Source organism: Solwaraspora sp. WMMB335, from assembly GCF_049179075.1.
Lineage (GTDB): Bacteria > Actinomycetota > Actinomycetes > Mycobacteriales > Micromonosporaceae > Micromonospora_E.
In genome coordinates, this window is record NZ_JBMHMF010000001.1 from 7913174 (window position 1) to 7934247 (window position 21074).

18 protein-coding genes are annotated in these 21074 nt (G+C 69.2%); 9 read left to right on the forward strand and 9 right to left on the reverse strand.

The genetic code is table 11. From position 1 onward, the window contains the following. Positions 1-18 precede the first annotated feature (18 nt). Entirely contained in the window at positions 19-1281 is a 1263-nt protein-coding gene (locus ACN27F_RS33825) for a condensation domain-containing protein (RefSeq protein WP_421439719.1), read from the forward strand. A gap of 248 nt (positions 1282-1529) precedes the next feature. Beyond that, complete coding sequence (locus tag ACN27F_RS33830; protein WP_421439720.1) at positions 1530-2099, forward strand: class I SAM-dependent methyltransferase; 570 nt, start codon at positions 1530-1532, stop codon at positions 2097-2099. On the opposite strand, the gene ACN27F_RS33835 is transcribed toward ACN27F_RS33830, so the two are convergent. The 8 genes from ACN27F_RS33835 to ACN27F_RS33870 form a co-directional block, all read right to left on the reverse strand. Then, complete coding sequence (locus ACN27F_RS33835; RefSeq protein WP_421440603.1) at positions 2096-2926, reverse strand: RICIN domain-containing protein; 831 nt, start codon at positions 2924-2926, stop codon at positions 2096-2098. The genes ACN27F_RS33830 and ACN27F_RS33835 overlap by 4 nt on opposite strands. 21 nt (positions 2927-2947) lie before the next feature. Continuing rightward, the gene (locus ACN27F_RS33840; RefSeq protein ID WP_421439722.1) at positions 2948-3133 is read right to left on the reverse strand and encodes a hypothetical protein; all 186 of its coding nucleotides are present in this window, start codon (positions 3131-3133) and stop codon (positions 2948-2950) included. Between the two features lie 320 nt (positions 3134-3453). Beyond that, the gene (locus ACN27F_RS33845) at positions 3454-4758 is read right to left on the reverse strand and encodes an RICIN domain-containing protein (protein ID WP_421439724.1); all 1305 of its coding nucleotides are present in this window, start codon (positions 4756-4758) and stop codon (positions 3454-3456) included. 350 nt (positions 4759-5108) lie between these two features. Further along, positions 5109-5972, reverse strand: coding sequence for an IclR family transcriptional regulator (locus tag ACN27F_RS33850; protein WP_421439726.1), 864 nt, complete (start codon positions 5970-5972; stop codon positions 5109-5111). A 30-nt stretch (positions 5973-6002) separates the two neighbouring features. Further along, the gene (locus ACN27F_RS33855) at positions 6003-6908 is read right to left on the reverse strand and encodes a polysaccharide deacetylase family protein (RefSeq protein WP_421439727.1); all 906 of its coding nucleotides are present in this window, start codon (positions 6906-6908) and stop codon (positions 6003-6005) included. Next, complete coding sequence (locus ACN27F_RS33860; RefSeq protein ID WP_421439729.1) at positions 6905-8836, reverse strand: isochorismatase family protein; 1932 nt, start codon at positions 8834-8836, stop codon at positions 6905-6907. Before ACN27F_RS33860 ends, ACN27F_RS33855 begins: the two co-directional genes overlap by 4 nt. After that, positions 8833-9741, reverse strand: a complete 909-nt coding sequence (locus ACN27F_RS33865) for an HpcH/HpaI aldolase/citrate lyase family protein (protein WP_421439731.1) — start codon at positions 9739-9741, stop codon at positions 8833-8835. Before ACN27F_RS33865 ends, ACN27F_RS33860 begins: the two co-directional genes overlap by 4 nt. A 33-nt stretch (positions 9742-9774) precedes the next feature. Next, positions 9775-10677 (reverse strand): acetoacetate decarboxylase family protein, encoded by a 903-nt coding sequence (locus ACN27F_RS33870; protein WP_421439732.1) that lies wholly within the window; start codon positions 10675-10677, stop codon positions 9775-9777. Positions 10678-10864: 187 nt separating this feature from the next. On the opposite strand from ACN27F_RS33870, the gene ACN27F_RS33875 reads away from it, so the two are divergent. From ACN27F_RS33875 to ACN27F_RS33900, 6 genes are read left to right on the forward strand one after another with little or no spacing between them, the layout of a single operon-like run. After that, the gene (locus ACN27F_RS33875) at positions 10865-12850 is read left to right on the forward strand and encodes an FAD-dependent oxidoreductase (protein WP_421439734.1); all 1986 of its coding nucleotides are present in this window, start codon (positions 10865-10867) and stop codon (positions 12848-12850) included. Next, positions 12850-13932: a class I SAM-dependent methyltransferase gene (locus ACN27F_RS33880; protein ID WP_421439736.1), complete on the forward strand. Its 1083-nt coding sequence runs from the start codon at positions 12850-12852 to the stop codon at positions 13930-13932. The genes ACN27F_RS33875 and ACN27F_RS33880 overlap by 1 nt, the downstream gene beginning before the upstream one ends. Next, the gene (locus ACN27F_RS33885; RefSeq protein ID WP_421439738.1) at positions 13929-14240 is read left to right on the forward strand and encodes a hypothetical protein; all 312 of its coding nucleotides are present in this window, start codon (positions 13929-13931) and stop codon (positions 14238-14240) included. Before ACN27F_RS33880 ends, ACN27F_RS33885 begins: the two co-directional genes overlap by 4 nt. Then, complete coding sequence (locus tag ACN27F_RS33890; RefSeq protein ID WP_421439740.1) at positions 14237-15649, forward strand: M20/M25/M40 family metallo-hydrolase; 1413 nt, start codon at positions 14237-14239, stop codon at positions 15647-15649. The genes ACN27F_RS33885 and ACN27F_RS33890 overlap by 4 nt, the downstream gene beginning before the upstream one ends. Further along, positions 15646-17133 (forward strand): dihydroorotase, encoded by a 1488-nt coding sequence (locus ACN27F_RS33895; RefSeq protein WP_421439742.1) that lies wholly within the window; start codon positions 15646-15648, stop codon positions 17131-17133. The genes ACN27F_RS33890 and ACN27F_RS33895 overlap by 4 nt, the downstream gene beginning before the upstream one ends. Continuing rightward, positions 17133-17561, forward strand: a complete 429-nt coding sequence (locus tag ACN27F_RS33900; protein WP_421440604.1) for an organic hydroperoxide resistance protein — start codon at positions 17133-17135, stop codon at positions 17559-17561. The genes ACN27F_RS33895 and ACN27F_RS33900 overlap by 1 nt, the downstream gene beginning before the upstream one ends. Here the strand turns inward: ACN27F_RS33900 and ACN27F_RS33905 are convergent. Further along, entirely contained in the window at positions 17548-19032 is a 1485-nt protein-coding gene (locus ACN27F_RS33905) for an MmgE/PrpD family protein (RefSeq protein WP_421439744.1), read from the reverse strand. The genes ACN27F_RS33900 and ACN27F_RS33905 overlap by 14 nt on opposite strands. 458 nt (positions 19033-19490) lie before the next feature. Between ACN27F_RS33905 and ACN27F_RS33910 the strand changes: the two genes are divergently transcribed. Further along, positions 19491-21068 carry an ABC transporter substrate-binding protein gene (locus ACN27F_RS33910; protein ID WP_421439745.1) on the forward strand — a complete coding sequence of 526 codons (1578 nt, stop codon included), beginning with the start codon at positions 19491-19493 and terminating at the stop codon, positions 21066-21068. Positions 21069-21074: the final 6 nt, after the last annotated feature.

Below are 21074 nucleotides of genomic sequence, written 5' to 3' on the forward strand. Positions count from 1 at the left end.
GGAGAAGGAGGTACGGCGATGAGCACCGTCTGGCCACTGTCGACCTGGCAGCGCTTCATGGTGGCCGGGGAAAGCACGCGGCCCGGGCGGGCCACCGACCCGTGGTTCACCGTCAACGCCGTCCTGCTGATCGCGGGTGCGCTCGACCTGCGGATCCTGGTCGCCGCCGCCAACGACCTGGTCGCCCGGCACGACGTGTTGCGGGCCCGGGTGGACGTCGACGCGGGCACGCAGGTGGTCGAGCACACTGTCCCGGCGTCGGTCGACCTGCTCGACGGCTGGTCCGGGTCCGCCGAGGAGTTGCTGCACCACCCGGTCCCGGCCGCGACCGTACGCACACCCCTCGTGCTGCGGCTGGTCCGGTGCCTGCCACGGAAACATCTGCTCGCCGTGCATCTGCATCACCTGTTCGGCGACCCGGTGACGCTGTGGCGGATCCTGCGTGACCTCGGCGATCTGTACGCCGCCCGGTGCGGCGCGCCACGGCCGGAGCCGCCGAGCGGACAGTACGGCGAGTACGCGGCGTACGAGGCGGCGGTGGTCGACGCGTACGAGGCCGAGGCGGCGCGGTGGTGGCACTCCGCTTTGACGGACGTCGCTCTCGCCGCCCCGTCGCCCGAGGCCACCGGCCCGCCGTTCGCACTGCGCCGGCAGGTGCTGCCCCGCGACGACTTCGCCCGGCTGCAGGCGTGGTCCCGGACGCGGCGGGGTACCCCGTTCGCCGGGTTGCTCGCGGTGTTGACCGAGCAGCTGGCGCCGTACGCGCCCGCCGGCGGTGGTGACCACCTGCTGTTCAACACGCTGTTCGAGCGCCGCGACAACCCACGCTGGCGGACGATGGCCGGCCCGTGTCTGGCGCCCGCGTACGTGGCCATGCCGTTGACCGCGACCGCCGAGCTGCGCGCGGTAGCCCTGACGCTGAGCATGGCAGCCCGCTACAGCCGGTATCCGACATGGACGCTGGACCGGGTGGCCGGCCGTGGCCCCGACCCCGCGAGGTTCGTGCCGTTCGTCGAGTTGATTCCACAACTGCGACCGGACACGATCCCGTTCGGACGGTCGTCGGCCGTGGTGGCGGCCGCCGCCGGCCCGCCGGACGTCGGTGAGACCTCTTTTCTCGGGATCAGGTTCCGAACGGCCGTCAATGGGACATTGACGGCGCACGTACGCGGCAACGGGATTGGTTGGACCGGGCAGGCGGTGCGGACGGTGCTGGACGGGATGCCCGGGCGGGTACGGGACGTGACCGCCGCGGCGCCATCGCGGTCACAACGGACCTGACTCGCCCGGGAGCCAGGCGGGTACGCGCAGGATACTGAGGGACCGGGGTGCGCACCCGACCCGTCTGACTGGGGGAGGAGACCAATGGCGCCAGCGGTTGCGACCATCGAGTTCGACACGAGGCATCGGTGCATGAACACGGCGGGCGTGGGGGCAACCCGATGATCGGCGCGTGGTGGGGCCGGGCGCTGGGTGGTGGGCCTGCGGGTCCGACGTACGGCAGGCGCCCCCACTGCACGAGATACACCATGTACGAGCGGCTGACCTCCGTGGTCGCGAACACCATCGGCGGACAGGACGGCGTCGGCCTGAGCGCGTTGGCGATCAGCGGATCGAGGTATTTCGCCGAACAGATCGGCCTGGGGAAGGCCGATACCGTCGAGGCCAACTATCCGGAGTTCGACATGCTGGCGCTGCCATTTCCGGACAACGAGTTCGACGTGGTGCTCAGCGACCAGGTGCTCGAACATGTCGAGGGCAGCCCTTTCGTCGCGGTCCAGGAAAGCATCCGTGTCACGAGGCCTGGCGGGTACATCATCCACACCACCTGTTTCTTCAACGAAATCCACGGTTCTCCCCAGGATTTCTGGCGATTTACCCCGGACGCCCTGCGCCTCCTCTGTCGTGGTGTCGCCGATCCTATCGAGGTGGGTGGGTGGGGAAACCTGGCGCTGCTTCCGCTTACCTGGTTGGGCCTGCGATTTCGACCGGTACCGGCAAGCCGATGGCATCCGCTGCACCGGCTCGCCGTTTACAACGATCCGCTGTGGCCCGTCGTCACGTGGCTGGTGGCCCGCAAACCGATTCCCGACGCCTAGACGGCCGTGCGCGACCACTGCTGATTGGTGCCGCCGTTGCACGGATACTGTTTGAGAATCACGCCGTCGGCGGTCGACGCGCTCACCACGTCGAGGCACTTTCCGCTGTGCCGGCTGACAATGTGCCAGTAGCCACTACCGGCGTCCCGGAACTGCCACTGCTGCCACGCACTGCCGCCGTGGGTGTACTGGCCGACGCGGATCCGGTACGCCTGGGGAGAGTACCAGTCGTAACCGGAGCTGCCCGTGGGTTTGCCGCCGAGGGCGGGCCAGTAGGTCCCGCCCATCTGGTTGTCCCGCATGACCTGGGCCATTGCCCGGATGTGGCGGACAAAGTTGTCGGTGCTGTTCGCATCGCCGTAGTCGAGGCCGTTGTCCATGGGCGCGCCGAACTCGGTCGCGACCGTGCGGGAGGAGCAGCTCCCGAGGCGGGCCCGAATGTGGCTCCGGAAGGCGTCGTAGGTCATCGCGTTGTAGAAGAAGGCGTAGTGGTGGAAGGACAGCAGCGTCGAGTCGAAGCGACTGTCGTTGCAGATGTCCCGCAGGTCCTGGCTGTAGCCGGTGCCGCCGATGAGCACCCGACCGGGCACGGCCGAGTAGTGGTAGTCCAGCCAATCGGCAGCGATGTCGCGCCATTCTGCCGAGCTGTAGCCATGCGGCTCGTTCATCGGCTCGAAGTACACGCTGCTGTTCGATCCGTACGTGTCGGTCACCGCGGACCACATCGTGTTCCACGCGGCAAGGTTCGTGATCCTGCCGCCGGATGCCGCGCCGTCCTCCCAGTAGGCCAGGATGACCTTGAATCCGCGGGCGGTGGCGGCGTCGATGGCACCCCGGTAGGCGCTCCACTACGTCGTACCCACCGTGTGGGTGTTGATCGGCAGCCGGACGGTGTTGATCCCCATGGTGGTGGCCATGTCGTCGTAGAGGGCATTGGCCTTGGCCCGGACGGTAGCGTTGCTGTCGGACGAGCTCAGGCCCTGCACGACGAGCGGGCCGGTGCTGAAGTTGTCTCCCAGTACCGCCCAGTTCATGCCCGGAACTGGCGGGTGGCGGCAGTGGCCGGTGACACGACAACGACGGCACCCAGCGCTGTCAACACGGCCACCAGGGCGATCAGCGACCAGCGCAACGACCAGGTGCTGCGAGATGATCCTGACGCATAGGTCTCAGGCGGCGTGATCCACGTCGCGAGCTTTCCAATCACAGAGATGCAACTCCTCAGGTCCGGACATCAACTGATGTCGCCAGCATCAGATTCGTAACGGAACCAACAAGCGGTACGCGAGACGTCGAACCGACATGTTCAGGAACATTCAGATTCGAACGTGGTCGATGCCGATGCCCAGCCAGCCTAGACCGGGGTGCGGGACCACTGCTGGTTGTGCTGACTGCCGCACGTGTACTGCTGGATGTCGGCGCCGTCGCCCGTCCCGGCGCTCACCACGTCCAGGCATTTTCCGCTGTGTCGGGCAACGAGCTGGAAGTAGCTGCCGATGGCACGCCACTGCCACTGTTGATTGGTCGCGCCGCTGCACGTGTATTGAATGACGTTCGCGCCGTCCGCGGTGGACGCGCTGGCCACGTCGAGACACTTGCCACTGTTGTGGTTGACGATCCTGACGTAGCCGCCGCCCGCGTCGTCGAACGCCCAGATCTGGTTCGTTCCTCCGTTCCAGCTCCACTGCTTGACCTCGGCGTTGTCGGCCGTCGACGCCTCGATGACATCGATGACCTTAGCGCTGTGTCGCGCCGTCACCCGGTAGCGTTCCCCGGCAGGGGGCGACGACAGGGCGAGTACGGTGCCGTGCCTGCAGCCGGCGCAGCTTACGCTGGCGAGACTGGACCAGGCGGTCAGGTCGGAGCTGGTGGCGGTCCATATCCCGCCGTTGGTGTACCGGTCGACGTAGATGCGCCAGATGCCGTTCTCCATCTGGACCAGCGCCGGCCCTTCGTATCCCGAGCTCCACAGGGTGCCGCGGGATGTCCAGCCACTGGTGAGGCCGGCGGTGCTCGTCCAGTGCTCGATGTACTTCGATGTCTCGTTCTTGACGAAGGCGTGATAGGTATTGCCCGATCGTACGACGAATGTGTCGATGTAGTTGGCGCCTAGCCCGCCCATCTGGGCCGGCCCGCTCCATGAGGTCAGGCTGCTGTCCTGGGCGGTGTAGACATAGGGATGGAAACAGCTGGAACAGGTGGTCTGGGCCACGCTCGCGATGACGCGCACCGTGTTCCCCTCAACGAAGAACTCCGGGGCCCAGACGAATCTGGTGTCGACGATTCCCGAGTCGACGCTGGCCACATGCGTCCAGGTGACCAGGTCCGTGCTGGAGGCGATGTTGAAGTAGGTGGAGTTCGTCGTCCAGGACTGGACGGTGTGTGCGATGTAGTACCTGCCGTTGTAACCGATGATGCTGGGGTCGCGTAGGACTCCGGTCGGGCCGCGGTAGTTCGTGTCGGCCAGGACGCCGAAGCTGGTCGCATTCGTCGATTGATAGACCCACAGCTCCTGGTCGGCCGCGCCGTCGCCCTTGAACGTGGTGTAGACGTACGTCGTCGCCGCCGCGGCCGGCGTCGCCAAGGTGACCGCGCCGCCGCCGCCGACGACGAGCAGGGGAACGGCCAGGCGGGCCACCCACCGTCCGATCCTGTCCACCTGTCGTCTGATGCCGGGTTCCATAGATCATTCCTCACGTGCCGTCCGTGTGCCGCCGCCGCGTTCATGTCGGTTAAATCCGTGTTGCAAAAAGTGTTAGCGATAACAAGCAGGACTGTCAAGCCTCGGAGACTGAAGACCTTGAGCCGTGGTCCACCCGGTCCGCGCCAATGCCGGTGGCGCGGTGGCTATCGCTTGTTCGTATCTGTACGTTCACGAACGATCTCGTTCGGGTGGTGGCTACCACATGGACGCCCGACTATGTATGTGGTGAGAGTGAAGCGCCGGGTCTCGCACTGGGTCCGCGCATGAGGAGGTTTTCCTGCCGCCCGGTACGGCTACGGCTACGGCTACTCAGAATCGCCTGGAACCGCTGTCTGACTGCCTTCCCGCACCACCGCCGGGCTGTCGGCGCCAGGTGATCGGGTGACGGTCGGCCTTGACCCGGACCGTGACCGGTGTCCCAGCGACTGGGACAGGCCGGCTGCGCTCTGGCAGACGGCGTCACCAAAGCTGGCGGCGGCTTCGTCGGTGAGGCGGGCCGCCGGACCGCAGACGCTCATGGAGCCGATCACCCGGTGGGTTCCGTAGACCGCGGCGGCCACCGAGGCCGCCCAGGGATCGCGCTCACCACGGCTCACCGCGTAGCCGACGTCATGTATGCGCTTGAGTTCGGTACGTAGTTGTCCGGTGTCGGCAATCGTTGCCGGCGTCAGCGCGACCAACTCGACCGCGCGTAGGTAGCTGTCGAGTTCCGCCGGGGGCAGCGCGGCGAGGATGCTCCGACCGGACGCACCGGCGTACAGCGGGTAGCGGCGGCCGATCTCGACCGACATCCGGATGTCCTGTGGGCCTTCGACCTGCTCGAGGTAAATCCGTTCGTTGCCGATCATGAGGCTCAGCGTGGCTGATTCGCCGGTCAGACGGGCGAGCTCCTGCAGATAGGGCAGGGCGGAGGTGCGTACGTCGGGTACGCCCAGCGCAGCCATCGCCAACGCGGTGGCCCGGCTGCCCAGCCGGTAGCGCGACGAGTCGCCGTCGCGCTCGACCAGGCCGACCTCGATCAGCGCCGCCAGCGTACGGTGCACGGCGCTCTTGGGGATCTCCAGGTGGCGCGCGATCTCGGAGACGCCTAGCGTGGTGCCGATGCCCTCGGTGAAGGCAAGCAGCACGGCGCTGAGCCGCTGCGCCTGTGAGGCGGGCGGAGGAGTCATACGCAAGAAAGTAACATGTGGTCGATCCAGTCAACGGTGCTCGATGGCAGGGTACCGGTCCCACCAGATCTCGGCGATTTCGCGTCGCCGGGCGAACCAGCCGCCACCCTTGGTCTGGACGTGGTCGATGAAGTCGCGCAGGGCCGAGGTCCGCGAGGGTTGCCCGATCAAGCGCGGGTGCACGCCGATCGACATCATCCGCGGCGTACGGTCTCCCTCTTCCCAGAGGTAGTCGAAGCCGCGGCGGCATTCGTCGAAGAAGTCACCGGCGGCGGTGAGCTGACCGTAGGTGTGCCGGCTGTCGTTGAACGTCAGCGAGTAGGGGACCACGAGAAACGGGACTTCTCCGACGTGCACGAAGTAGGGCAGGTCGTCGTTGTAGGCGTTGGAGTCGTAGCGGAACCCGCCCTCCTCGACGAGCAGCCGACGGGTGTCCACACTGGGCATCCAACGGGAGTACCAGCCGACCGGCCGCTGGCCGCAGGTGGCCTCGATCGACCGGACCGCGTGCGTGATAGCTTCCCGCTGCGCGTCGACGTCGAGCGTCCACTCCTCGGCCCACCGCCAGCCGTGCGCGCACACCTCGTGCCCGCTGTCACGCAGCGCCGCGCAGACCTCGGGGTTGGCTTCCAGCGCCTCGGCGGCGGCGAAGAACGTCGCGGCGACGCCGTACCGGTCGAACAGCCGCAGTAGACGGTGCACGCCGACCCGGCTTCCGTACTCGTAGACCGACTCGGTGGCCAAGTCACGGTAGGGACCGTCGACGCGCCGTGGGACTTCGCCCAGTCCTTCGTTCATGCCGTCGCGGTCGAACGACCGCTCGCTGCCCTCCTCGTAGTTGACGACGATGCTGACCGCGACCCGGGCGTCGTGCGGCCAGCGCACGACAGGTGGGCGGCGGCCGTAGCCGACGAGGTCGCGGGCGGGAGCGTTCACGTCGTCTCGCCGTCTGGCGGTGCCGGTAGCGCGGCGATCACGTCGCACGCCGTCATCACGTCGGCGAACTGCCTGTCGAGGTCGAACAACGCGATCCGGTGTGATATGTCGAATCGATCGAACACGCAGTCCTCGACGACGATCGTCCGGAAGTTGTAGGAGGCGCTGTCGATCGCGGTGGCCCGGACACAGTTGCTGGTCGCGCCACCGGTCACGATGACCGTGTCGATTCCGCGGTCGACCAGAAGACCCAGCAGCGGGGTGCCATGGAAGCCGCTCGGCTTCTTCTTCACCATCACGACGTCACCGGAACCGGGTGCGACGGCTTCGTGGATGTGGGCGCCCTCGCTGCCTTCCAGCGCCCAGCCCTCGGTGGTCAGGAGGTCACGCTTGCGACCGTAGACGCCGATGTCGCTGCCGTCGGCAGCGACCGTCCACCGCGTATAGATGACCGGGACGCCGGCTGACCGGGCGTGATCGAGCAGGCTGCGCAGCGTGGGTAGCGCGGCAGCGGCCGACGGGCACGCCGAGGGGTACTCGTGGGTGGAGCCGGGCGGCGGGCCGACCATGTAGTTCTGCGCGTCGATCACGAGGACGGCCGGCCGGGCGCCGATGCCGACCCGGCGGCCGAACGCCGAGCGGCGCATGGTCTGCCGGTCGATGTCGGTGACGAGGTCGTCCCATGGCCGCCGGTCGTCGCCGGTGGTCTCGTCGCCGGTGGTCTCGCCGGTCGCGGTCGGGGTCGGGGTCGGGGTCGGGGTACGGCGACCCGCCGCCAACTCGGCCAGCACACTGCTGGTATCCGCGCCCACCTCGACCCGGCCGGTGTGTCGGATGTGGCCCGGTGTCGCGCTGAGCTTGGCGATGAGACCGGTGGTGGTGATCGTGCCGAGATCGTCATCGGGCAGGTCGACAATGCTCTCCCGGGCCCGTACGTGCGGGTCGACGGCCAGCGACTCCGCGTCGTTGACCGGCGCGATCGGCGCTTCGGCCGCACCGAACGCGGCCAGGACGTCGGCCTGGGCGTTGCGGGCGATCCAGTCGGCCACGATCCTGTCGAGTTCGTCGGCGTTCGCCCGCCGGGCGGGCGGACTGCTGAACCGTGGGTCGTCGGCCAACTCGGGCCGGCCGATCGCGGCCATGATCCGGTTGGCGATCTGCTGCGTGCCGCCGGACAGCGCGACCCACCGGTCGTCCGCGGTGCGGTAGGCGTTGCGGGGGGAGGTACGGGTGGACCGGTTGCCCTGTCGCTGTTGTACGACGCCGGTCTGGGTGAACTCGGTTACCTGCGGGCCGAGGATCGACAGCAGCGGCTCGTAGAGGCTGAGGTCGACCACCTGCCCGCGCCCGTGGCGGGACGTGTCCCGCCAGTAGAGCGCGACCATCGTCGCGTAGGCGCCGGTGAGCGCGGCGACCCCGTCGGCCAGGCCGAACGGCGGCAGGGTCGGGGGCCCGTCGGGCTCACCGGTGATAGCGGCGAAGCCGGCGAATGCCTCGGCGAGGGTGCCGAACCCGGGACGGTTCCGGTACGGACCGGTCTGCCCGAAACCGGTGACCCGCACCATCACCAGACCCGGGTTCTCCGCCGCGAGGTCGGCGTAGCCCAGTCCCCACTGTTCCAGCCGGCCCGGTCGGAAGTTCTCGATCACCACGTCGGCCCACTCGACCGCCAGCCGTCGGGCGAGGGCCCGGTCGGACTCGTCGTGCAGATCGAGACGGACCAGGCGCTTGTTGCGGGAAATCGTCTTCCACCACAGCGGAACGGTGCCCTTGGACAGGCCCCAGCGTCGGGCGTCGTCGCCGCGTGGATGCTCGACCTTGATGACGTCAGCGCCGAAGTCGCCGAGCAGGGTGGCGATGTAGGGGCCGGCGTAGAGCGAGGACAGGTCGAGCACCCGCAGCGAGGCGAGCGCGGCGTCGTCGGTCATGACGCCGTACCCCCGGCACCGCCGGCCTCGTGCAACAACTGGCGGGCCCGTTCGATCACCGGAACGTCGACCAGTTCGCCGTCGACGTCCGCGTTGCCGAGCCCGATCCGGCGGGCCTGTTCCGCCGCGTCCAGGATCCGTCGCGCCTTGTCGAGCTCGGCGGGATCCGGACCGAAGACGGACCGTACGACGGGCACCTGATCGGGGTGGATGGTGTGCTTGCCGACGAAACCCATGGACTTGGCGAGCGCAGCCTCGGCGAGCAGGGCGTCGAGGTCGCGGAACGCGGGATAGACCCCGTCGTGCGGCGGGGCCAGACCGAGCCGGCGGCTGTGCAGCACCAGCTCGGCCTTGGCCATCAGCAGGGTGTGTCCCTGTACACCGCCGGGTGGCGGGAACGGCAGCCCGAGTTCGAGCGAGAAGTCACCCGCGCCGAAGCTGAGCCCGTGCACCCGTGCCGGCAGGCTGGTCGCGGTCCGTACGCTGTGCCAGCCCTCGATCGTCTCGATCAGGCCCATCAGCGCGACGGAGCCGGCAGCCAGTCCGGCCGTTGCCTCCCGTTGCCGGACGTGCGAGGCGACGGTGCCCAGCGAGTCGGCGGTGGCCTTGGGCACGATCAGACCGCTGACCTCGGCCCGGACACAGGCGTCGAGGTCAGCGGTGAACGCGTCCGTGCCAGGGGCGTTGATCCGGACCCAGATCTGCCCCTGCCGCCCGCCGGAGCCGGCCGCGCCGATGTTGTCGAGCATCCGCCCGCAAGCAGCGCGGGCGCTGTCCTTGGCCTCGACGGCGACGGCGTCCTCAAGATCGACGATGATCGCCGTCAGGGCCAGCAATCGTGGCACCTTGTCGAGCTTGCGGGCATCGCCCGCCGGTACGTAGAGCATGGCCTCGAGGTCACGCACGGTCCGGTCTCCCTTTCGCGAGCAGGCCTGGCATCAGCGGCCGAGCAGTTCCCTGATCCGTGGCCGGTCGGCGTACGGACTTTCGTCGCCGTAGTCGTAGACGATGTAGGGCGAGCTCTTCTGATGGGTGAAGCGCAGGGTGAAGAACCAGGAGCCGAGCATTTCGCGTGGCTGGAACTGCAGCACCTCGTCGTTTTCGGCATCGAAGAACTGGACCCAGCCGTCGCCCTGCCACACCGGCCCCATCTCGACGTCGTCGCCGTAGTGCGCGACGAGGTCGTTGGCCAGCGGACGGCCCTTGACGGAGTCCCAGATGTAGCGGTGGCCCAGGAAGTGGGGGCACGATCCCTGGACCCACTTGAACGGCGTGTCCTCCGGCCGGATGACTTCCTTGAGGTCGCCGTACAGGCGGTGCACCAGGCCCATGTTCTCGACGCTGGCGCAGATCCGGGCGCCGGCGTGTGCCTCGTTGTAGGTCGGGTGGAACGAGTGGAAGCTCGTCATCTGGACCTTCGCCCACTTGTGCGGCATCCCGACGAGCCGGCCGGTGTAGCCCAGCCAGTCCCGGTTGCCCCACGAAAACGGCACGAAGTAGAACTCCTTACCCTGGTAGGAGCAGGGAATCCAGAAGAACGACTCGGTCTGGTTGAGCCGTTCGAAGCTGATGAACTCGGTCGCGTTGCGGCTGGTGTACCCCCAGCGCTGGACCGCCTTGACGTACATGGTCCCGGAGCCGTCGAGTTCCAGCGGCTCAGGCACGTAGGCCCGAACGGCGTCGGGGTCGGCCTTGAAGCCGACGATCAGCACGTCGTCGGAGAGCACCAGGTCGGGCTCGGTGTTGAGGTCCATCAGGCTGGCCCGGCCGGTCGGGGACTGCGGCCACATCACGCCGACCTTGTTGCCGTGCATGGCCTTGGGGTTGCTCGTCTGCGTCATGCGAAGGCCTTTCCCGAGAGCGCGTCGTGATCGCTAGCCTCGCTGGAACATTCCGCTCTGTCAAACGTTCCTTCCTGGTGTTTCAGCTCACGGAACGATTTTCGTTGACGCTGTCGCGCCTCGAAGCTAGGGTTCCGATCATGTCGCCTGCCCACATGTCCCGGATCGAGCGTTGATGCTCGATGCGATGGCATTGCTGTCCGCCCCGCTGCAGACGGGTGGGCTGGCGTTACGCAACCGGGTCGTGGTGCCGGCCCACACGACGAACTTCGCGCGGGACAACCTCGCCACCGAGCGCCACGTGGCCTACCACGCGGAGCGCGCCCGGGGCGGTGCCGGCCTGATCGTCACCGAGGCGATCCGGGTACATCCGACCAGCGCCGGGCGGTCCACCACGCTCGGAGCCTTCGGCGACGACTGCGTGGTCCCGCTGCGCAGGCTCACCGACACGGTGCACGCGTACGGCGCGGCCGTCGTCGCGCAGCTGGTGCACGCCGGGCGGCAGGCACCGGGCGACGGGAGCCGGGTGGTCGCCTGGGCGCCCTCGGCCATCGCCTGGACCGCCGGGGCGCACGTCCCGCACGCCATGAGCGCGGTGGACATCGCCGTGGTCGTCCGGGCGTTCGCCGCCGCGGCGCGCCGGATGCGCCGGGCCGGTTTCGACGGCATCGAGGTGCACGCCGGCCACGGCCACCTCATCCACCAGTTCCTGTCCCCGGTCAGCAACGTCCGCACCGACGGCTACGGCCGGGACGCGACGGGCCGGGTACGTCTGTTGCGCGAGGTCCTGTCCGCCGTGTCCGAAGGTGCCGACGGCCTGCCGATCGGGCTGCGGATCAGCGCCGACGAGTTCCTGCCGGGCGGGCTCACCCCGTCGGACATGCTGGAGGTCGTCGCAGGCGTGCACCGAGAGTTTCCACTGAGCTTTCTCGACGTCAGCCACTCCGCGTACCACGGCAGTTACACGCTGGCCACACAGATCGCCGACATGACGTTTCCGCACGCGCCGTTTCGCCGGTTCCCGGCGATGTTCCGCCGCGCGCTGCCCGGCCTGCCGGTGATCGCCGTGTGCCGGCTGGACAGCCTGCCCGAGGCCGCCGCCCTGCTCGCCGACGGCAGCGCCGACCTGGTCGGCCTGGCCCGGGCCCACATCGCCGACCCGCACCTGTTCGACAAGGCGCGCTCCGGCCGCCAACACACGGTGCGCTCGTGCGTCGCCTGCAACCAGGGCTGCCTCGGCCGCATCGAGGCCGGCCTCGACATGGCCTGTGTGGTGAACCCGCGCGCGGGTCGCGAGTGGCTGCCGGATCCCGGACCCGGCCCGTCGCGGTCCGTCCTGGTCGTCGGCGGAGGGCCGGCCGGTCTGTCGGCGGCGCTCGAGTCGGCTCGTCGCGGACACACGGTGACGCTGGTCGAAGCCGGTACGGTGCTCGGCGGCCAGGTCGCCCGGCTGCGCGGCCTGGCCGCGCGTCACCGGTTCGGGCTGCTCGTCGACGAGTTGGAACGCGACGCGCGGGCGGCCGGCGTACGGGTGCGGTTCGACGCACCGGCGACTGCGGACAGCGTGGCCGGCGCGGACCCGGATGTGGTCGTGGTGGCCACCGGTTCGCGTCCGGTGCGTCGTCCGCTGGTCGCCGGCCGGCCGGCACTGGACCTGTGGGACGCGATGGCCGCGTTGCGCGACGTCGGCGACGGCGCCGGCCGCGAGGTGGTGATCTTCGACGATCACGGCGACTGGGCCGGCAGCGCCGTCGCCGAGCAGTACGCCCGGCAGGGCTGGCGGGTCCGGCTCGTGTCGCCGACAGCGTCCTTCGCCGGCCGAATCACGACCTACTCGCGGCTGGCGCTGGTGCGGCGTCTCGGGCAGCTGCGTGTCAAGGTGCACCCGCTGCGCCGGCTGGACCCGCAACTCGCACCGGACGGATCGGTGCGGCTGGTCGATGTCATCACCGGCGAGATGGAAGAACTGGCCGGCGTCCACAGCGTCGTGGACGCCGGCGCCGGGCGAGCCGACGACGGGCTCGTGCCGGCGTTGCACGAACGACTCGGGCCCGACCGGGTGCGGCTGGTGGGCGACGCGGTCGCGCCGCGCTCGGTGCTCGAAGCCGTCTACGAGGGACATGCCTGCGGTGCCGGGCTCACGGCGGGTCCAGGACCGAGGAGGAGGATGTGATGATCGATATCGAAAAGGGGCTTACGCTCGACGAGCGCGCCTCCGTCGATTTCGTCCTGCAACTGCGCAAACAGTGGGCCGGCACGGTGTATCCGGCACTCGTGGAGGAGTTCGGCGACCCGGCCGGGTCGTTGCCCGAGGCCACCAGCCGCCTGCACGAGCTTCCCCTCTACCCGTGGTTCAGCCATCTGGAGCGGACTCAGCAGAAGATGCTGTGGCGTACCGCCGCGGACACGGTGCTGCGCCGGGCCGACGAGCTGGTGGGCCCGGCCGAGGAGTCCGGCGAGCCGAAGGGCTCGCTGGAGATCGGCGCCGATTTCGCCCTACCCGACTGGTACACCGCCTACGACATCCACGTTCAGCCCGGCGGCTACTTTTCCCATGATCTGTCCGCCTTCGTCTACGAGCTGGGCGCCCGCATCGTCATGTTGCGCGACAACGACGGCTACAAGTTCCATCGGCTCTTCGTCGAGACCGCGCTGCCGGACCGCCCGCAGGCGAGCCGGATCGTCGATGTCGGCTGCGGGTTCGGCAAGAGCACCCGGCCGCTGGCCGGTCGCTATCCGAACGCCGAGGTGATCGGGCTCGACCTGTCGGCCCCCGGCCTGCGGCTGGCCCACCGCGAGGCGGAGGACGAGGGTCTGGCGATCCACTACCGGCAGCGCGACGCCGTCGACACCGGCATCGAGCCGGGCTCCTGCGACGTGGTGACCGGCACCATGGTGCTGCACGAGATGCCGGCCGACGTGATCGAACAGACCCTCGCCGAGGCGGCCCGGCTGCTCAAGCCCGGTGGCCGCCTCGGCTTCCTGGAGTTCACCCTGACCGGTGACGCGTTGCGCGACGCGACGGTGGTCGAGCACGCCGAACGCAACAACGAGCCCTACTTCCACGATCTGTTCCATACCGACACTGTGCGGATCTGCCGCGAGAACGGCCTGGTCGACGCGACATGGGTGCCCTTCGACGAGCGCATCGCGGGGGTCGCGCCGCAGGGCTGGGGCGACCGCCGGGAGTGGCACTTCCCGTGGGCCGTGCTCACGGCGGCCAAGCCGGTCCAGACGCAGGAGGTGACACCGTGACGGCCGAGTACGCCTACTTCGCCGACCCACAGGTCGGAAAGCTGCTCGACCTGGTGCTGCAGTTGGCGACCGAGTTGCACGTGACCGACCACCGGCTGCGGGCCCTGGAGGCCGTGCTCGCCCGCCAGGGCCACCTCGCGGTCGACGCCGTCGACGCGTACGAGCCCGACGAGCGTGAGCGCGCGGAACTCGACGCCCGCCGCGACGGCTATCTCGGCCGGCTCATGCGGATCATCGCCGAGGCGGGTCCGGCCGAGCACCCGTTGCGCACCGAATGGGCGCAGCGGCTGCAGGGCAAGCCGACATGACGGCACCGGCCCGGCCCGCCGTCGACCCGGGCGCGGCGCTCGACGCGGTCGACCGCCACCTCGACGAGTTCGTCGACCGGCTGCGGGACCTGTGCCGGCTCCGCAGCCGGCGCCAGGAGCCCGCCGCGATGGCGGCGGCGGCCCGGTTCGTCGCCGATGAGCTGCGGCGTTGGGGCGGCACGGCCGACATCGTGGAGTGGGAGCATTCCTATCCCTACGTCCTCGGCGAGATCGACGGCGGCCCGCGGCGGCTGCTGCACTTTCTCCACTACGACGTGGAGATCGAGCCGACCGGTGACGACAGCGCGTGGACCAGCCCTCCGTACGCCGCTGAAATCCGCCACGGTCGGCTGTTCGCCCGTGGCGTGGCCGACGACAAGGGTGCGCTGATGTCGAGGATCCACGCGGTGGCGGCCTGGCGGCTGGCCGGGCTGACCCCGCCGGTGACGAGCGTCTTTCTGGTCGAGGGCAAACGCCGGCTGGACAGTCCCGGCCTGCCGTCGTTCGTTCGCCGGCATGCCGACCGGCTCGCCAGCGACGGCACCCTGTGGGAGAACTCGTGGTCGGACGCCCTCGGGCGGCCACTGCTCAAGCTCGGTGAGAAGGGCCTGCTCTACCTGACCCTGTCGGTACGTACCCTGAACCGGGATCTGACCAGCCAGAACGCGGCCCTGCTGCCGTCGGCGTCACACCGCCTCGTCGCGGCGTTGGCCAGCCTGCACGATCCGGACGGCCGGGTCCGGGTTCCCGGCTTCTACGCCGACGTGCGACCGGTGACGCCACAGGAGCGGCGGCTGCTCGACCAGATCGAGTTCGACGGTGAGTTCCTGCGCCGCCGGTCGGGAGTGACCGGGTTCGTCGGCGGCGTCGACGACCGGGCGGCGGCGGTCGTCGCGCGCACCGTGCCGACGCTGACCATCGCCGGCGTCGAGACCGGTGACAACCGGCCCGACGTGACACTCGGTCTGCCAGCGCAGGCGACCGCGAAGGTCGAGATCCGGCTGGTGGCCGGCCAGCGGCCGGAGCGGATCCTGCGATCGATCGAGGAACACCTGCGGGAGCATGGCTTCGCCGATGTACGGGTGGAGGTGGTGGCGAGCAACGCGCCCAACGCCACCGATCACCGGGACCCGTTCGTGGCACTCGTCGCCGACGCGGCTCGGCGGGCGTACGGCCGCGAGCCGGTCATCGAGCCCTACACCACCTGGGTCGGCAACCAGGCCGTGCTCGGTGACCGGCCGATCGTCGGTATCGGTGTGTCCCGTGCCGACTCGGGGTTCGACGGGCCGGACGAGAACATACGGATCGACGACTATCGCTCGGGCGTCCGCCACGTGGTGGAGATCATGGCGGCCATGGCGGCCGGCGGGGCGCGACGACGGACCGACGACGAAGGAGCGCCACGGTGACCACACCCGACCTGGACCTGCTGATTCGCGATGTCGACGTGGTGCGGGCCGGGACCGACGCGCCGACCCGTGCCGACATCGGGGTACGCGCCGGCCGGTTCGCGCAGATCGCGCCCGGAATCGACCCGGCACGTGCTGCGGCGCTGCTGGACGGTCGTGGACGGCTCGCGTTTCCCGGCGTCGTCGACGCGCACCAACACTGGGGAATCTACAACCCGCTGGCAGAGGACGCGGCGAGTGAGAGCCGGGCCAGCGCGCTCGGCGGCGTGACGACCGCGCTCAACTACATCCGGACCGGCCAGTACTACCTCAACCGTGGCGGCCCGTACGCGGACTTCTTTCCCGAGGTGCTCGACCGCACCGATGGCCGTTCCGTGATCGACTTCGGGTTCCACCTGGCGCCGATGACGGCCGAGCACATCGACGAGATCCCGATGCTGATCGACCGGCACGGGGTCACGTCGTTCAAGATCTTCATGTTCTACGGCAGTCACGGGTTGCACGGACGGTCGACCGACCAGAGCGGCTTCCTGATGATCCCGCCGGACCAGTCCTACGACTATGCCCATTTCGAGTTCGTGATGCGTGCCGTTCAGGCGGCCCGCGAGCAACGGCCGGACCGGGCCGACAGCATCTCGCTGTCGCTGCACTGTGAGACACCGGAGATCATGCGGGCCTACACCAGGCTGGTCGAGCAGGACCCGCACCTGACCGGTCTGGCCGCGTACCATGCCTCCCGCCCGCCGCATTCGGAGGGCCTCGCGGTGACGATCGCGGCGTTCCTCGCCGACGAGACCAATTTGGCCACGGTCAACCTCCTGCACCTGTCGTCCGGCAAGGCGGTCACCGCCGCCCTGCGGATGGCCCGGACCTTTCCGCACATCGACTTCCGCCGCGAGGTCACGATCGGACACCTGCTGACCGACGTGGAATCGGCCCGGGACAACGGTGGGAAGGTCAACCCGCCGGTGCGGCCCCGGGCCGATGTCGAGGCGTTGTGGGAACACGTCCTCGCCGGGGAGGTCGACTGGGTGGTCAGCGACCACGCGTGCTGCCGCAGCGAACAGAAGTTCGGTGCCGACCCGGGTGACGTCTTCGCCGCCCGGTCGGGGTTCGGCGGTGCGGAGTACCTGCTGACCGGGCTGCTGACCGAGGGCGGCAAGCGAGGGCTGAGCCCCGGGCGCATCGCCGAGCTGACCGCGGGCACGCCGGCCCGCCGGTTCGGTCTGGGTACCAAGGGCGACATCGCGGTCGGCCTCGACGCCGACCTCTGTCTCGTCGACCCGACAGCGACCTGGACGGTACGGGCGGCCGACTCGCCGTCGACCCAGGAGTACTCGCCGTTCGAGGGGGTCGAGATGACCGCCCGGGTGACGGACACGTTCGTCCGTGGCGTGCCGGTCGTGTCAGCAGGCGCCGTGACCACCGGACCGGCCGTCGGCCGCTACCTCTTTCGGGCCGGCGGCGAGGGAGCGGGACGGTGATCGAGCCTGTGTACACCGCGCGGGTGACCGCGACCGGGGGGCGGGGCGGGCGGGTCCGCTCGGCCGACGGCGTGCTCGATCTCGCGCTCGTGCGCCCTCCGGGGCTCGGCGGCACAGCGGGCGACGGCGACGGCACCAATCCCGAACAGTTGTTCGCGGCTGGATACTCGGCCTGCTTCCACTCGGCCCTGACAGTGGTGGCCAGGGCTGAGCGGGTCGGCGTCGCCGGTTCGTCGGTCACGGCGGAGGTGACCATCGGCAAGCATCCCGACGGCGGCTACGGCCTGGCCGTGGCGCTGGGCGTGCGGCTGCCCGGGGTGGCGCCGGAGGTGGCGCAGCGGCTGGTCCGGCAGGCGCACGGGCTGTGTCCCTATTCCCGGGCCACCCGCGACAACATCGTGGTGACGTTCGCGGTCAACGGGGCATGACGCTGGCGCGGCCCACATCATCCATGAGGCCCGGGATCGTCGGGTCGTCTTGGCCCATCCGCGCGACGACGGCGATGATCCGGTCCCGGGCCTCGGGGTCGAGCCGGCCGTCGACGTTGTCGCGGAACTTACGGTGCAGTTCGTCGGGGCTCAGCGGGCGTTCGGGACCGCCCCGGGTGTACATCACCCGCTCGACCAGCTCACGGCCGTCCACCGTACGGGCCCGCACCGCCGCCGGAAACTGGTGCGGGTAGACGCGGGTGCACTCCGGGTCCTCGACGACCGTGACCTTGGCCATGATGTCCCGCCGGACCGGATCCTGGACCCGTGTGTCGGAGAAGTCGACGCGGGCGGCGCCCAGCCCACCGCCGCCGAGCAGGCCGACCGTGACCGCGTAAGGCCCGCTGAACTGGGCCTGGTATCCGGTCTGCGGTGCCCGTTTGACCGCCAGCGGTTCGCCGATCGTCCGGATGACCGGCCCCGGAGCCAGCACGACGATCTCGGCCACGTCGGTGGGGCACAGCCCGGCCCGGCGCAACGCGTCGGCCGCGTCGATCACCGCGTGGAGGAAGTGGTTGGCCGGGTAGGGCTTGACGAACAGGTCACGGGTGAGCCAGTCGCGACCCAGCCCGTCGACCACCGTCTGCGGGCGCGAGTCGTCGCGGAGGAACGCCTGGAGCAGGCCGAAACGACCCTCGATCACCGTTGGCGGACCGGTGAACCCGGCCCGGCTCAACTCGGCGGCCCGGATGGCGGACTGCGCCGCCCAGCCGCAGTGGATGCGCTTCACCGTGCCGCCGGAGCGGTTGGCCTCGATGACGCCGGAGGCCATCGAGGCCGCCAGACCGACAGCGGAGGCGATTCCCGGCGGATCGAGGCCGGCCAGCACCGCCGCGGCGACGGCACCGCCGACCGTCCCGCAGATGGACGTGGCGTGCTGTCCGTGTCGGAAAAACACCGAGTCGCCGCTGTCCGGGTCGTAGCCGGCCATGCCCAGCCGGATGCAGATCTCGATGCCGGCGGCCAACGCGGCCATGGCCTTCGCGTCGTCGGCCCCGAAGCGCTCCGCGGCGGCCAGGACAGTCGGTACGAGGGTGGCACTGGGGTGCAGTACCGACGGCAGATGGGTGTCGTCGTAGTCGAGCGAGTGCGCCAGCACGCCATTGGCGAACGCGGCACCGGCGGCCGGCACCGGATCGGACAACCCGATGGCGTGTGCCTGGGCCGGACCGCTGCCGCAGACGTAGGTCAGCGCGGCGCGGCTGGTGTCGAGGTCGAGCGCGGCGATGCTGACCCCGAGCGTGTCGAGCAGGCGGGTGCGCAGGTTTTCGACGACGTCGACCGGCAGATCGGCGAAGGCCAGGCCGTGGGCGAATTCTGCCACCGTCGGTGCGATCGGTTCAGCCGTCGGCGCGTACCGCGAGGAGGCGGAGAGACGCCCGTCCTGCGAGTTGTTCACGCTGACCCCCATGTTCCGCGCAGTAGAACGATCCTGAGTGGTGTTCTGCAACCTACCGAACGCGGGTGGCCGGAGCCAAGATCTTGTGCCGGACGCGGGCTATCGTTGCGCTCGGAGTACGGCCGTGATTACGGCGTGTCCGCCGAGGTGAACGTGGCTTTGCGCCGACTGGTCGGGCGCGAGGACGCCCGGCGTACATCCTGTGACGTGGTCCTCGCCACACCGCGCCGCCGCAGGTCGTCGACGATCGGGTTTCAGGTCTGTTTCGGCCCGCTCGCAATTCCGGACGAAACGTCTGGCTCGTTCTCATGGTGGTGTTCTGGCCTACCGGGCCTTGTGCAGGGCCGGACCTTGACACCCGATGGTCGGCCCTCAAGAATCCAGAACATCATGGCGCTCCTGTTCTAGCCAGTGGAACGCCAGACGGAAGCCGCGGTCGCGGCGTTTCAGCAGGATGCGAGGGCAGACATATGGATGAGTTCAGCCTCATACGGGAAGCAGGCCACTATCGGATCACCCGCCGTGGCCTGGTCAGGGGAGGTGCCGGCGGGCTGACGCTGGGCGCACTGGCGCTCGCCGGGTGTTCCGGCGGGACCGGTGAGTCCTCCGCGACGCCGGGCGTGGCTACGGTGGACATGGCACTTGAGCCATCCACGCTCAACGGTCTGACCATCAACAACCAGTACATCTCATGGGTCAACCGGCACGTACAGGAACGGCTCTACGACATCGACCCCAACTCGACCGAGCTGATCCCGCGCCTCGCGGAGGGGCAGCCGACGATCATCGACGAGTTGACCGCCGAAGTGAAGATCCGCACCGGCGTCAAGTTCCACAACGGCGACGAGCTGACCGCCGACGACGTCGCGGCCACCATCAACGCGGGCAACCAGCAGGGCCGGGTCTGGATCTACCACCTGCGGCCGTTGGACACCGTCGAGGCGGTCGACGCCACCACCATCCGGTTCACGTTCAAGAACCCGTGGGGCCTGCTGCCCCTGAAGCTCGCCCTGATCCCGATCATCCACCGCGATTTTCTCGACCGCGACGACGAGATGATGGGTACGGGCCCCTACCGGCTCGACTCCCACCAGCCCGGCGTGCAGATCAAACTGGCGGCCAACGCCGACTACCGCGATGGGGCGCCGAGCATCTCCGAGATCACCTTCCGGATCGTGCCGGAGCCCGGTGCCCGCATGGTCAACCTGACCCAGGGAAGCTCCAGCATCTATCCGGCCGTCTCGACCGTCGACGCCAGCCGTATCGCCTCCGACCCCAACCTGGTTCTGGCCGAGGCCGCGGCACCGGTACTGATCACCATGCGACCCAACTGCGCCCATCCCGCGCTGCAGGACGAGCGTGTCCGGCAGGCACTCGCCTTCGCCATCAACCGCCGGCGCATGCGTGACGTGGTGTTCGGCGGCCGGGCCGAAATCGGTCAGGGCCCGATCGGACCCGGCCACGAGGGCTGGGAATTCACCACGAAGGTCTACGACGAGGAGCCCGACCTCGACCGGGCCCGGTCGTTGCTGGCCGATGCCGGGTACGCCGGCCGGGAAATCGCCTTCACCTGGGTCGCGCAGGACGACACCGTGCTGCGCGACGTCGGTGCCGTGCTCAAGGCCGACTGGGCCGCCATCGGCCTCAACGCCGAGCTGCAGTTCCTGCAACAGGGCGACTGGCTTTCGTCGACCACGAAGGGCGGGCCGTGGGGGTTCAAGATCGCCTATGAGATGGCCGGTACCGGGCAGGGGCGCAGCATCGACGGCAGCGTCGGGTCGCTCATGGCCGACAGCGCCTCGAACTCCACGTCGTTCATCGACGAGGAGTCGACCGCGATCGCCAAGCAGGCCGAAGTCGCCACCGACGCTACCGAGCGGGTCAAGCTCTACGCGCAGTGGAGCGACATGCTCGCGACCAAGGCGGCCTACATCCCGCCGGTGTACCCACTGTTTCTGATCGGTCACCGTAAGGAGGTTACCGGTCTCGACCCGGCTGCCTACCGGTTCAACGCCTTCGACCTGTCGAAGGCCACCATCGCGGCATAGGGACGA

What these genes read in the sequence shown, in the direction of transcription:
- ACN27F_RS33830 (WP_421439720.1), top strand. Translation starts at nt 1,530, where the DNA reads ATGTACGAGCGGCTGACCTCCGTGGTCGCGAACACCATCGGCGGACAG.
- ACN27F_RS33870 (WP_421439732.1), bottom strand. Translation starts at nt 10,677, where the DNA reads ATGACGCAGACGAGCAACCCCAAGGCCATGCACGGCAACAAGGTCGGC.
- ACN27F_RS33905 (WP_421439744.1), bottom strand. Translation starts at nt 19,032, where the DNA reads ATGGGGGTCAGCGTGAACAACTCGCAGGACGGGCGTCTCTCCGCCTCC.
- ACN27F_RS33840 (WP_421439722.1), bottom strand. Translation starts at nt 3,133, where the DNA reads ATGAACTGGGCGGTACTGGGAGACAACTTCAGCACCGGCCCGCTCGTC.
- ACN27F_RS33890 (WP_421439740.1), top strand. Translation starts at nt 14,237, where the DNA reads ATGACGGCACCGGCCCGGCCCGCCGTCGACCCGGGCGCGGCGCTCGAC.
- ACN27F_RS33825 (WP_421439719.1), top strand. Translation starts at nt 19, where the DNA reads ATGAGCACCGTCTGGCCACTGTCGACCTGGCAGCGCTTCATGGTGGCC.
- ACN27F_RS33850 (WP_421439726.1), bottom strand. Translation starts at nt 5,972, where the DNA reads ATGACTCCTCCGCCCGCCTCACAGGCGCAGCGGCTCAGCGCCGTGCTG.
- ACN27F_RS33860 (WP_421439729.1), bottom strand. Translation starts at nt 8,836, where the DNA reads ATGACCGACGACGCCGCGCTCGCCTCGCTGCGGGTGCTCGACCTGTCC.
- ACN27F_RS33875 (WP_421439734.1), top strand. Translation starts at nt 10,865, where the DNA reads ATGGCATTGCTGTCCGCCCCGCTGCAGACGGGTGGGCTGGCGTTACGC.
- ACN27F_RS33910 (WP_421439745.1), top strand. Translation starts at nt 19,491, where the DNA reads ATGGATGAGTTCAGCCTCATACGGGAAGCAGGCCACTATCGGATCACC.
- ACN27F_RS33880 (WP_421439736.1), top strand. Translation starts at nt 12,850, where the DNA reads ATGATCGATATCGAAAAGGGGCTTACGCTCGACGAGCGCGCCTCCGTC.